We start from the raw sequence: 11,980 nt of genomic DNA, 5'->3' as shown, positions 1-11,980 counted from the left end.
GTGCCCGGCAGGCCGAAGGTCAATCCGCGAAGGGATCGCGGACCAGGATCGTGTCCTCGCGCTCGGGGCTGGTCGAGACCAGCGCGACCGGGCACTGGATCAGCTCCTCGACCCGGCGGATATATTTGATCGCCTGGGCGGGAAGCTCGGCCCAACTGCGCGCGCCGGCGGTCGACTCGCTCCAGCCCCCGATCGTCTCGTAGATCGGCTCGACCCGGGCCTGATCCTGCGGATGCGGCGGCAGATAGTCGTAGGTCTTGCCGTCGAGCTTGTAGCCGATGCAGATCTTCAACTCGTCGAAGCCGTCGAGCACGTCGAGCTTGGTCAGCGCCACGCCGGTGATGCCCGAGACGGCGGCCGACTGGCGCACCAGCACCGCGTCGAACCAGCCACAGCGGCGCTTGCGGCCGGTGACGGTGCCGAACTCATGGCCGCGCTCGCCCAGCCGCTGGCCGATCTCGTCTTCCAGCTCGGACGGGAAGGGGCCGGAGCCGACGCGGGTGGTGTAGGCCTTGACGATACCGAGCACGAAGCCCGCCGCCGACGGGCCGAGGCCCGAGCCGCCCGAGGCGGTGCCGGCGATGGTGTTCGACGAGGTGACGAACGGATAGGTGCCGTGATCGATATCGAGCAGCACGCCCTGCGCGCCTTCGAACAGGATGCGGCGGCCGGCCTTGCGCGCCTCGTTGAGGGTCAGCCACACCGGCTTGGCGAAGGGCAGAATGAAGTCGGCGATCTCGGCCAGCTGCGCCTTGAGCTGCTCGCGGTCGATCGGCGCTTCGTTGAAGCCGGCGCGCAGCGCGTCATGGTGCGCGCAGATGCGGTCGAGCTGCAGTTCCAGATCGTCGAGATGGGCGAGGTCGCAGACCCGGATCGCGCGGCGGCCGACCTTGTCCTCATAGGCGGGGCCGATGCCGCGCCGGGTGGTGCCGATCTTGCCTGATCCGCTGGCATCCTCGCGCAGCCCGTCGAGGTCGCGGTGGAAGGGCAGGATCAGCGGCGCGGTCTCGGCGATCTGCAGATTGTCGGGGCCGATCTCGACGCCTTGGCCCTGGAGCTTGGCGACCTCGTCGCGGAAGTGCCAGGGATCGAACACAACGCCGTTGCCGATCACCGACAGGGTGCCGCGCACGATGCCGGAGGGCAGCAGGCTGAGCTTGTAGGTCTTGCCCGAGACGACCAGTGTGTGGCCGGCATTGTGCCCGCCCTGGAAGCGCACCACGACATCGGCGCGCTCGGCCAGCCAGTCGACGATCTTGCCCTTGCCCTCATCGCCCCATTGGGCGCCGATCACCGTGACGTTGGCCATTAACGCTTTCCGTTTCGTTCAGAGCGCGACGGGATGGCCGTCGCGCAGGATGTGGGTGCAGCCCAGGGCTGCGGCATCGTCCGCCTCGGACACGGCGGCGATGGTGATCCAGTCTTCGGCGCGCAGCTTCGCGCTCGTCGCCGGATCGGTGCCGAGCGGCAGGAAGACGCGCTTGTGCTCGACCGCACCGAGCCCGACATCAACCAGCGGATCGAGATAGAGCGAGAAGCCCGTCGCCTTCTCCTCCGATCCGTCAGGATGGACGATGCTGTAGGTGCCGCCCCGGCCGATCTCTCCCGACAGGCCTTCGCCGAACAGCGAGAAGCCGATCCAGCGCTGATATTCGAAGCCATGCCGTTCGGTCGGGTCGAGCGTCAGACTGACGCGGTCGCCGATCGCGACGACGATCGCCTCGATCGCCTCCAGCCTCTTGTCGAGCGCCTGCGCGCCCTCGATCGCGCGAAGCTTGGCGAGGGCGGGGGCAACCGGCCCGGCGGCTTCGATGAAGGGCAGATAGGCCGAGGCGCCAAGGCCGGCGAGGCCCCCGGCATCCTTGGCGTCGAGCATGTCGCGCGCGGCATCGATCTTCCCGGCCGGCAGCGGCATGGCGCCGGCGGCCAGCGTCTCGACCAGATCGGGCAGGGTGAGGTCCACGGTGATGCCGGTGACGCCGGCCACCTCCAGCGCCTCGATCGCGACCTGCAATATCTCGATCACCGCGGCGACGCTGTCGGTGCCGATCAGTTCCGCCCCTGTCTGGGTCAGTTCGCGCTCGGGACGGAGCTGGGTGGCCTTGAGCTTGAGCACCGGCCCGCCATAGGCGAGCCTCAGGGGGCGGGGGCGGTGGCCCATGCGGGTCGCGGCGATGCGGCCGACCTGGGCCGTGATGTCGGGACGCAGCGCGAGGGTCCGCTGCGAGACCGGGTCGACGAAGCGGAACAGGTCGCGCGATCCAGCCGACTTGAGCTGGCCGACCAGCCCCTCCTCGAACTCCGCCAGCGGCGGCGAGACACGCGCATAGCCATGACGCCCGATCGCGACGATCACGCGATGCAGCAGGTGAGAGCTGGCTTCCGCCTGCGGGGGCAGGCGATCGCGAAGGCCTTCGGGCAGGAGTCCGGGGGCGATGGTCATCGGTGCAGGCTCATAGCGGCATGTGTGTTTCATTCAACATGTTCGTCGCACCAGCGAAAGCTGGTGCCCATGTCTGTTTCCACGCAAGGTGCGGCGGATGAAGGGCGGCTACGTCTACATCATGACCAACGGCGTTTCCGGAACGCTCTATATCGGTGTGCCAGCCGATCTGGCTCAGCGCATATATCTGCACCGTATCGGTCAGGGTTCTGAATTCTGCCGGGCACATGGCCTGACCCGTCTGGTCTATGTCGAGCGCCACGACGATATCGGAGGCGCCATCTGGCGGGAGAAGTCACTGAAGTGATGGCGGCGCGCCTGGAAACTCGACCTGAGCGAAAAAGCCAATCCCGGCTGGCGCGATCTCTATGACGAGATCACCGCCTAGCCGGGAGAGACATGGGCACCTGCCTTCGCAGGGGCGACTATCAAAGCCTAGAAGCGCAGCGCCTTGGCGCTCTTCACGCCGGGGAGCTGGGCGATCTTCGCCTTGAGCGCGTCGTCCACGGGCGTGTCGACCGAGAGCAGCAGCACCGCCTCGCCACCCGCCGAGCGGCGGCCGAGGTGGAAGGTGCCGATGTTGACGCCCGCCTCGCCCAGGGTCGAGCCGAGCCGCCCGATGAAGCCGGGGGCATCGACATTGACGATGTAGAGCATCTCGCCGGTCAGGTCGGCCTCGACCTTGACGCCGAAGATCTCGACGAGGCGCGGCTCGGCATTGGCGAACAGCGTCCCCGCGACCGACTTGGCGCCTTCCGGGGTGGTGACGGTCACGCGCACGAGGGTCGAATAGTCGCCCTCGCGGTCGTGGCGCACCTCGCGCAGGTCGAGACCGCGCTCCTTGGCCAGGAACGGCGCGTTGACCATGTTCACCGTGTCCGAATAGACGCGCATCAGCCCCGCCAGCACCGCGCCGGTGATCGGCTTCTGGTTGAGCTCGGCGGCCGCACCCTCGACCTCGATGGCGACGCCCTTGATCGCATCGCCCTCCAGCTGGCCGACCAGCCCGCCGAGATGTTCGGCCAGCGCCATGTAGGGCTTCAGCTTCGGGGCTTCGTCGGCTGACAGCGACGGCATGTTGAGCGCGTTGGTGACGCCGCCCGACAGCAGGAAATCGGCCATCTGCTCGGCGACCTGGATCGCGACGTTGACCTGCGCCTCGTTGGTCGAGGCACCGAGATGCGGCGTGGAGATGAAGCCCGGCGTCCCGAACAGCGGCGATTCGGTCGCCGGCTCGGTGACGAAGACGTCGAGAGCGGCGCCCGCGACATGGCCGCTGTCGAGCGCTTCCTTCAGCGCCGCCTCGTCGATCAGCCCGCCGCGCGCGCAGTTGACGATGCGCACGCCCTTCTTGGTCTTGGCCAGATTCTCCTTCGACAGGATGTTCCGGGTCGAATCGGTCAGCGGCGTGTGGAGGGTGATGAAGTCGGCGCGGGCGAGCAGCTCCTCCAGCGTCACCTTCTCGACACCCATCTCGACCGCGCGCTCCGGGGTCAGGAAGGGGTCATAGGCGGCGACCTTCATCTTCAGGCCGATCGCGCGATCGGCGACGATCGAGCCGATATTGCCCGCGCCGATCAGGCCGAGGGTCTTGTTGGTCACCTCGACGCCCATGAAGCGGTTCTTCTCCCACTTGCCGGCCTGGGTCGACTTGTCGGCCTCCGGCAGGTCGCGGGCGAGGGCGAACATCAGCGCGATGGCATGTTCGGCGGTGGTGATCGAGTTGCCGAACGGGGTGTTCATCACCACCACGCCCTTGGCCGAGGCGGCGGGGATATCGACATTGTCGACGCCGATGCCGGCGCGGCCGACGACCTTCAGGTTGGTCGCGGCGGCCAGTACATCCTTGGTGACCTTGGTGGCCGAGCGGATGGCGAGGCCGTCATATTTGCCGATCATCGCGATCAGCTCGTCCTTGGTCTTGCCGGTGATCTCGTCCACCTCGATCCCGCGATTGCGGAAGATCTGGGCGGCGAGCGGATCCATCTTGTCGGAAATCAGTACCTTGGGCATGTCAGTTCATCCTTGAAGTGAACCGTCATGCCAGCGGAGGCTGGCATCCATGTCTGTCGTCTTCCGCGATGTCATCCCGTGCGGAGAGAGACATGGACCCCAGCCTTCGCTGGGGTGACGTGAATAATGGAGAGGCTGCGTTCAGGCCGCGACGGTGGCCTGGGCCCAGGCCCAGTCGAGCCACGGGCCGAGCGCCTCGATGTCGGCGGTGTCGACCGTACCGCCGCACCAGATACGCAGGCCCGGCGGGGCGTCGCGATAGCCGGCGACGTCATAGGCGGCGTCCTCCAGCTCCAGCGCGCCGGCGATCTTCTTGACGAGCGCCAGCTTGGCCTCGTCGTCGAGGCCGGTGACGGCGCCGTCCGCGAACTTCAGGCAGACCGAGGTGTTCGAACGCGATGCCGGATCGGCGGCGAGATGGTCGATCCAGTCGGTCTTCTGCACCCAGGCGTCGAGCGCTGCGGCATTGGCGTCGGCGCGGGCGATCAGCCCGTTCAGGCCGCCCAGCTGCTTGGCCCATTCGAGGCTGTGGATATAATCCTCGACCGCCAGCATCGACGGGGTGTTGATCGTCTCGCCCTTGAAGATGCCCTCGATCAGCTTGCCGCCCTTGGTCATGCGGAAGATCTTCGGCAGCGGCCAGGCGGGGGTGTAGCTTTCCAGCCGCTCGACCGCGCGGGGGCCGAGGACGAGGATGCCGTGCGCGCCTTCGCCGCCCAGCACCTTCTGCCAGGAGAAGGTGACGACATCGAGCTTGTCCCACGGCATGTCCATGGCGAAGCAGGCCGAGGTGGCGTCGGCGATCAGCAGGCCGCCGCGATCATCCCTGATCCAGTCGCCATTGGGGACGCGGACGCCCGAGGTGGTGCCGTTCCAGGTGAGGACGATATCGGTGTCCTGATCGAGCGCGGCGAGATCGGGCAGGGTGCCATAGGGCGCCTTGACCACATCGGCCTCGATCTTGAGCTGCTTGACGACGTCGGTGACCCAGCCCTCGCCGAAGCTTTCCCAAGCGACCATCGTCGCCTTGCGGGCCCCGAGCAGGCTCCACAGCGCCATCTCGACGGCGCCGGTGTCGGAACCGGGGACGATGCCGATGCGGTGGGTGGCGGGGATGCCGAGGATCTCGCGGGTCAGGTCGACCGCGTGATTGATCCGGGCCTTGCCGAGTTTGGAGCGGTGCGAGCGGCCCAGCGAGCCGGTGGCAAGCTTCTCAGGAGCCCAGCCGGGAGGCTTGGCGCAGGGACCGGAAGAAAAATGGGGACGTGCCGGCTTCGCCGCCGGGCGCAGATATTCAGTCATTTAAGACTCTCCTCACAGAGAGCACGCGCTGCGTTGGGACAGCGTGGCCCGCCGCCGTCTCTAGAGATGGATTGCGGCAAGTCAATGACCGAATGGGTGCGGCGCACAAAAATCGTTACGGCGGCGAATGGAGGAATATCAGGTAGTTAGCGTTCCTCCCGGCGTCATTCCCGCGAAAGCGGGAACCCATGGACGGCGACTGGCAGGAAGGTGGAGCGGACGTAACCGTGGATTCCCGCTTTCGCGGGAACGACAAAAACGGCGCCGGTAGGAAGGCAAAGAAAAAGCCCCGGAGCAACGCCCCGGGGCTTGATCTGGTCGGCGCCAGGCTGAAGCTTATTTGGCGGCCGGCGCCGCTTCGTTGCCGCCTTCGGCCGGGGCCGCGCCATTGTCGGCGGCGGCGCCCTCGGCGGCCGGGGCCGCGGCTTCGGCGGGGACCGCCGGCATCGGGCGGGGCGCGTCGCTCTGCTGGTTGAGATAGGCGATGATGTTGGCGCGGTCCTCAGGCTTGGAGAGACCCGCGAAGGTCATCTTGGTGCCCGGTGCGAAGGCCTTCGGATTCTTCAGCCAGTCGCTGAGATTCTGCCAGTCCCAGGTGCCGCCCTTCGACTTGAGCGCGTCGGAGAAGGCGAAACCATGCGCGCCCTGGCCGACACCCTCGCCCAGCACGCCCCACAGATTCGGGCCCAGCGCGTTGGCGCCGCCCTTCTCCGCATTGTGGCATGCCGCGCACTTCTTGAAGACGTCGGCGCCCTTGGCCGGATCGGCGCTCGCCAGATAGAAGGCGATCGGCTTCTCGGCCTCGGCGGCACCAGCCTCGCCCTCTTCCTCGACGCCTTCGACCACATAGCCCATCTTCTCGGGGCGCTCGGCCTTGAAATATTCGCCGCTGAGGATCGAAAGGCCCAGCGCGGCAATGCCGCCAGCCAGCGCCCAGCCCGCAATCGTGTTTGCGCGATCGTCCATGTGCCCCTTGAGCTCCCGTTGATCACGTGGGGGAGGACCCACGCCGAATTCGCAGCCCCTTTAGAATCGCTTGTGGGCCTCCGCAAGCGTTCGAACAAGCTAATATGCTGCGCTGCGACTTGCGCGGGAACGGAGGCCCGCCTAATCCGCGCGCCATATGCAGAATTATCCCGCCCCCGCGCAGGCGCTCGTCGCCGAGATGACCGCCGCCTGTGCCGCCGATCCGGGCCGCGCCGTGGCGTTTCAGGGCGCGCCGGGGGCCAATTCGCACATCGCCGCGCTGGAGGCCTTTCCCAACGGCCTGCCGCTGCCCTGCTTCAGTTTCGAGGATGCGCTGGATGCGGTGCGCGACTTTCGCGCCGATTGCGCGGTGATTCCGATCGAGAATTCGCTGCACGGTCGCGTCGCCGACATGCACTTCCTCCTGCCCGAATCGGGGCTGGTGATAACCGGCGAGCATTTCCTGCACATCCGCCACACGCTGATGGCGCTGCCGAACCACGGCAAGATTACCGAGGTGATGAGCCATCCCCAGGCGCTCGGCCAGTGCCGGCACTGGACGCGCGCGCAGGGCATGACGCCGATCAGCTATCCCGACACGGCGGGCGCGGCCGCGGCGGTGGCCGAGGCAGGCGACACCCATGTCGCGGCGCTGGCTCCCTCGATCGCGGCGGCGGTCTATGGCCTCAAGGTGATCGAGGAGAATGTCGCCGATTCCGACGACAACACCACCCGCTTCGTCGTGCTCGCCCGTGCCGGGCTGGACATCTCGCCGGACAACGGCCCGGTGATGACTACCTTCATCTTCGAGGTGAAGAACATCCCCGCCGCGCTCTACAAGGCGCTGGGCGGCTTCGCGACCAACGGCGTCAACATGACCAAGCTGGAAAGCTACCAGCGCGGCGCGCGCTTCGCGGCGACCGAATTCTACGCGGATATCGAGGGCCACCCCGAACAGCCGCACGTCCGCCGCGCGCTCGAGGAGCTGGCGTTCCACACCAAATGGGTGCGCCTGCTCGGCACCTACCCCCAGGCCCGCGACCGGGGGATGTGATCTTCCCGGGCGTCGCCCCGGCGGAGGCCGGGGCCGCCAGCGGCTGGGTGCGCGCTTCAACTCTTGCGGCCCCGGCCTTCGCCGGGGCGACGATATGGTTCAGGCGCCGTTGGCCCAGGCTTGCAGCAGGGTATGCGCGATCGCCAGCGGATAGCGCATGGTGAACAGGGCGTCGGGTTCCCCGGCCAGCGCCGCCCGCACCTGATCGCGATCGACCCATATCGCATCGTTTAGCTCGTTGGTGTCCAGCGTCACCACGTTGCTCTCGACCTTCGCGACACAGCCGATCATCAGCTGCGACGGAATCGGCCAGGGCTGGCTGGTGAGGTAGCGCACCTCGGTGACGATCACCCCGGCTTCCTCGAACAGCTCGCGCGCGACCGCATCCTCGATCGATTCGCCGACCTCCAGGAAGCCGGCGAGCGCCGAGTAGAATTTGCCCTGCATCGTGTTCTTGTTGCGCCCGACCAGCACCTTGTCGCCATATTCGGCGAGCATGATCACAACCGGATCGGTGCGCGGGAAATGTTCGGCGCCGCAGCCCCCGGCATCCTTCAGGCAGAAGCGCGCCCAGCCCGACCGGCGCACCGTCGTCCGCTGCCCGCAATTGGCACAGAAGCGGTGGCGGTTGTGCCAGTCGACCAGCGAGCGGGCGGCGGCATAGGTGGCGGGCGCCCCCGGCTCGGTCATCGCCATCGCGCCGTTGATCGTGCCCATGCGCTGGTCCTGCCGCATGTCGACTGGCGCCAGCGCGACAAAGCGCGGCTTACCGTCGATCAGGCCCAGCAGGGCCAAGTCAACGTCCGGATCGGCCTCGGCCAGCGAACCCCAGCTGAGGCTCCCATCCGGTTCCAGCACCGGCTTGAGCCCGTCGAGGCGGAGCAGCCGCGCCGACAGGCTGGAGACCGCCTGGTCGAAATAATCCTGGTTGTCGCGTTCGATATCGATGCGGACCAGCGGCGATCCGGTGAAGCCGGGGGTGGGGATCAGGGACATCATCTCTTCCTAGTCTTGCGCGGCGGCGATAGCGCGGGCGGCGGCGCGTGCGAAGAGGGTGGGTAGCCCGGCCTCCTCGATCCGCGCGATCGGCCACCATTCGCCTTCATTGAGCGGTGCAGGTTTCCGGGTGGTGACGACCCGCAGCCTGAGCGCGAAATGGGTGAAGACATGGTCGACCGATCCCGCCTCCACCCAATCGGCCTTGGCGGGGGCTTCGGCCAGCCCGGGATCGGCATCGGTCCAGGGGCCGGTTGGCAGCGCGCGCATGCCGCCCAGCATGCCCTTGGCGGGGCGGCGCACCAGCCAGACATGGCCGTCGCGCTCGATCCAGAAGGCCGTTCCCCGGCGCTGCGGCTTGGCCTTCTTGGGCGCCTTCACCGGATAGGCTTCGGGATTGCCGGCGGCCCGCGCGGCGCAATCGCCGTGGAGGGGGCAGATCAGGCATTGCGGGTTGCGCACCGTGCAGATCGAGGAGCCGAGGTCCATCATCGCCTGGGCGAAATCGCCGGCGCGTTCGTCCGGCGTGATCCGGTCCGCCAGTTCGCGGATCGCGGGCCGGCCGACGGGCAGGGGGCCATCGAAGGCGAACAGGCGGCTCGTCACCCGTTCGACATTGGCATCGACCACCACCGCGCGGCGGCCGAAGGCGATGGCGGCGATGGCGGCGGCGCTATAGTCGCCGATGCCGGGCAGGGTGCGCAGGCCGGCTTCGCTGTCGGGAAAGGCGCCGCCATGGTCGTTCACGACGGCACGGGCACAGGCGATCAGGTTGCGGGCGCGGGCATAATAGCCGAGCCCCGCCCAGGCGGCCATCACCTCCGCCTCGTCGGCGGCCGCCAGATCGGCGACGGTGGGCCAGCGCGTGGTGAAATGGGCGTAATAGGATTTCACCGCGGCGACCGTGGTCTGCTGCAGCATGACTTCCGACAGCCACACCCGATAGGGCGCGGCGCGGGGCTCGCCCGGCCCCGCACGCCAGGGCAGGCGGCGGTGGTGCGCGTCGTACCAGTTCAGCAATTTTTCGGGGACGGCATCGACGGGCATGGGGCGCCTATGGCATGAAGCGCGCGATGAGCGAAACCATCAAGACCCGCAAGGTGGCGAGCAAGCCGAAGCAGCCGGCGGCCGAGCCTCGCCCGCGCGGCGGCGCGGCGCGCAAGCTGGCCGACATGCTGCCCGATGTCGGTCGCGCGGCCTTCCGCAAGTTCGGTTTCGTGCAGAGCTCGGTGGTCAGCCGCTGGGCCGAGATCGTGGGGGAGCGCTATGCCCGCGTCTCGGTGCCCGAATCGATCCGCTTCCCGCAGGGGCGCCGGTCCGAAGGGGTGCTGACCCTGATCGTTGAGGGCGCGCATGGCCCGATGCTCCAGCATGTCGCGCCGACGATCGTCGAGCGGGTCAACCGCTTCTTCGGCTATCCGGCGGTCGCGCGGCTCGCCATCCGCCAGGGCGCCTGCGCCGAACCCCCGCGCGAGGCGCGCAAGGCGCCGCCTTCGCTCCAGCCGGTCCCGCTCGATCTGGGCGAAAGCCTGCGCGAGATCGGCGACCCGGAGCTGCGCGCTTGCCTCGAATCGCTGGCCGGGGCGCTCGCCGCGACCAGCGGCCCGCCCGTCGTCGCATCCGGAGAGAGCAAGAAGTGAAATCCCGTCTGTTGCTGGCCGCGCTGCTGGCCGCGCTTTGCGTACCCGCGCTCGCGGCGCCGGCGGCCAAGCCGAAAGCCAAGGCGACTGCCGCCCGCAACTGGCTGACGACCGCAGGCCGCACCGCCGAAGGCGCCATCGTGATCGGTAATCCGGCGGCGAAGGTGAAACTCGTCGAATATCTGTCGATGACCTGTTCGCATTGCGCGCAGCTTTCGGCGGAGGCGTTGCCGCCGCTCCAGCGCGATTACATCGCCAGGGGGCTGGTCAGCCTGGAGGTGCGCCACGCCGTGCGCGACGGCTATGATTTCGCGGCCTCGCTGCTGCTCCGCTGCGAGCCGCCGGCCCGTTATCTCGAATCGATCGAGGCGCTGTTCGCGACCCAGCCGCAATGGATGCAGAAGGGAGCGGGAGCGGCTGCCGTGCCCGGCTTTGACAGCAAGTCGTCCGATGAGAAGATGCTCGCCGTGGCGCGCGCCTCGGGCTTCGACAGCTTTTTCGCCAGGCGCGGCATGAGCCCGCAGGCCTTCGCCGCCTGCATGGCCGACGAAAAGGCGCAGCAGCAGCTTGCGCAGATGGCCGGCAACAGCTGGGAGCGCGACGCGATTCCCGGCACGCCTCTGATCCTGATCAACGGCAAGCGGCAGGAGGGAGTCCATGACTGGGCCGATCTCGAACCGCTGATCAGGGCGGCGCTGAAATAGCGCACGGATAGGCCCTGGCACCCTTGCGCCCGTCGCGACCCCCGCTATCACTGTTCCGATACCCCCCGTGCGCGCTGCGTGGAGATAATAGGCAGATGAAGAAGACGCTCGCTCTCATGACCCTTGGCCTTGCCCTGGCCGTCACCGGCTGCGGCAAGAAGGAAGGCGAGTCCAATACCGCCAACATGGCCGCTCCCGCGGCGCCGGCCGCTCCCTACACGGGGAAGGACTGGAGCGAGACCATCGTCAAGACGCCGGAAGGCGGTTTCCGCATGGGCAATCCGGACGCGCCGGTGAAGCTGGTCGAATATGCGTCGATGACCTGCCCGCATTGTCGCGACTTCACCAAGGCCGGGGCCGATCCGCTCAAGACCAACTATGTCCGCACCGGCAAGCTGAGCTGGGAATATCGCAATTTCGTGCTCAATCCGCTCGATGTCGCGGCGACGCTGGTCGCGCGCTGCCAGGGCGCCGACACCTTCTTCCCCTTCATCGAGCAGCTCTATGCCACCCAGGCCGATTGGGTGGGCAAGTTCAACTCGGTTGACGAGAAGACGCTCCAGTCGATCGGCGCGCTGCCGCAGCAGGAACAGTTCAGCAAGCTGGTCGAGCTTTCCGGTCTCCAGGATTTCTTCAAGGCGCATGGCGTGCCGGACAGCCGGATCAAGGCCTGCCTTGCGGACAAGGGCGCGCTCGACGAGTTGATCAAGATCCGCGACCGCGCCGCCAATGAGGAGAAGGTCGACGGCACGCCGAACTTCTTCATCAATGGCGTGCGGCAGGAAGGCGTCTATGACTGGCCCGGCCTGGAAACCAAGCTGCGCGAGCAGGTTCGCTGAGATGCGCGCCTCGGTCACCGCTG

The 11,980-nt window shown here is 67.7% G+C and carries 12 protein-coding genes; 5 read left to right on the top strand and 7 right to left on the bottom strand.

Features of this window, described 5'->3' with window-relative positions; genetic code table 11:
• Window positions 1-19: 19 nt before the first annotated feature.
• Both CMV14_RS17110 and CMV14_RS17105 read right to left on the bottom strand, forming a co-directional pair.
• Window positions 20-1,309, bottom strand: a complete 1,290-nt coding sequence (locus CMV14_RS17110; RefSeq protein ID WP_066962083.1) for an adenylosuccinate synthase — start codon at window positions 1,307-1,309, stop codon at window positions 20-22.
• A gap of 18 nt (window positions 1,310-1,327) precedes the next feature.
• Window positions 1,328-2,443 carry an ATP phosphoribosyltransferase regulatory subunit gene (locus CMV14_RS17105; protein ID WP_066962080.1) on the bottom strand — a complete coding sequence of 372 codons (1,116 nt, stop codon included), beginning with the start codon at window positions 2,441-2,443 and terminating at the stop codon, window positions 1,328-1,330.
• Window positions 2,444-2,540: 97 nt separating this feature from the next.
• Between CMV14_RS17105 and CMV14_RS17100 the strand changes: the two genes are divergently transcribed.
• Window positions 2,541-2,750: a GIY-YIG nuclease family protein gene (locus tag CMV14_RS17100; RefSeq protein ID WP_408014338.1), complete on the top strand. Its 210-nt coding sequence runs from the start codon at window positions 2,541-2,543 to the stop codon at window positions 2,748-2,750.
• 128 nt (window positions 2,751-2,878) lie between these two features.
• On the opposite strand, the gene serA is transcribed toward CMV14_RS17100, so the two are convergent.
• The 3 genes from serA to CMV14_RS17085 all read right to left on the bottom strand — a co-directional run bounded on the left by serA (window position 2,879) and on the right by CMV14_RS17085 (window position 6,724).
• A complete protein-coding gene (gene serA, locus CMV14_RS17095; RefSeq protein ID WP_066962077.1) occupies window positions 2,879-4,456 on the bottom strand; it encodes a phosphoglycerate dehydrogenase in 1,578 nt (525 codons plus the stop codon).
• Window positions 4,457-4,597: 141 nt separating this feature from the next.
• The gene (locus tag CMV14_RS17090) at window positions 4,598-5,758 is read right to left on the bottom strand and encodes a phosphoserine transaminase (protein ID WP_066962072.1); all 1,161 of its coding nucleotides are present in this window, start codon (window positions 5,756-5,758) and stop codon (window positions 4,598-4,600) included.
• 336 nt (window positions 5,759-6,094) lie between these two features.
• Window positions 6,095-6,724, bottom strand: coding sequence for a c-type cytochrome (locus tag CMV14_RS17085; RefSeq protein WP_066962068.1), 630 nt, complete (start codon window positions 6,722-6,724; stop codon window positions 6,095-6,097).
• 157 nt (window positions 6,725-6,881) lie between these two features.
• Between CMV14_RS17085 and CMV14_RS17080 the strand changes: the two genes are divergently transcribed.
• Window positions 6,882-7,778 (top strand): prephenate dehydratase, encoded by an 897-nt coding sequence (locus CMV14_RS17080; RefSeq protein ID WP_066962065.1) that lies wholly within the window; start codon window positions 6,882-6,884, stop codon window positions 7,776-7,778.
• 99 nt (window positions 7,779-7,877) lie between these two features.
• On the opposite strand, the gene nudC is transcribed toward CMV14_RS17080, so the two are convergent.
• Window positions 7,878-8,774 carry an NAD(+) diphosphatase gene (gene nudC / locus CMV14_RS17075; RefSeq protein WP_066962410.1) on the bottom strand — a complete coding sequence of 299 codons (897 nt, stop codon included), beginning with the start codon at window positions 8,772-8,774 and terminating at the stop codon, window positions 7,878-7,880.
• A gap of 9 nt (window positions 8,775-8,783) precedes the next feature.
• On the bottom strand, window positions 8,784-9,821 hold the full coding sequence (locus CMV14_RS17070) for an A/G-specific adenine glycosylase (RefSeq protein WP_066962062.1): 1,038 nt from the start codon (window positions 9,819-9,821) through the stop codon (window positions 8,784-8,786).
• Between the two features lie 14 nt (window positions 9,822-9,835).
• Between CMV14_RS17070 and CMV14_RS17065 the strand changes: the two genes are divergently transcribed.
• The 3 genes from CMV14_RS17065 (at window position 9,836) to CMV14_RS17055 (ending at window position 11,957) form a co-directional block, all read left to right on the top strand.
• Window positions 9,836-10,414 carry a DUF721 domain-containing protein gene (locus CMV14_RS17065; protein WP_066962059.1) on the top strand — a complete coding sequence of 193 codons (579 nt, stop codon included), beginning with the start codon at window positions 9,836-9,838 and terminating at the stop codon, window positions 10,412-10,414.
• Window positions 10,411-11,118 carry a DsbA family protein gene (locus tag CMV14_RS17060; protein ID WP_066962056.1) on the top strand — a complete coding sequence of 236 codons (708 nt, stop codon included), beginning with the start codon at window positions 10,411-10,413 and terminating at the stop codon, window positions 11,116-11,118. Before CMV14_RS17065 ends, CMV14_RS17060 begins: the two co-directional genes overlap by 4 nt.
• 95 nt (window positions 11,119-11,213) lie before the next feature.
• Window positions 11,214-11,957 carry a thioredoxin domain-containing protein gene (locus tag CMV14_RS17055; protein ID WP_066962053.1) on the top strand — a complete coding sequence of 248 codons (744 nt, stop codon included), beginning with the start codon at window positions 11,214-11,216 and terminating at the stop codon, window positions 11,955-11,957.
• Window positions 11,958-11,980 lie beyond the last annotated feature (23 nt).

Source organism: Rhizorhabdus dicambivorans, from assembly GCF_002355275.1.
In the GTDB taxonomy this organism is placed as follows: domain Bacteria; phylum Pseudomonadota; class Alphaproteobacteria; order Sphingomonadales; family Sphingomonadaceae; genus Rhizorhabdus; species Rhizorhabdus dicambivorans.
This window is presented reverse-complemented; position numbering and strand designations above follow the sequence as displayed.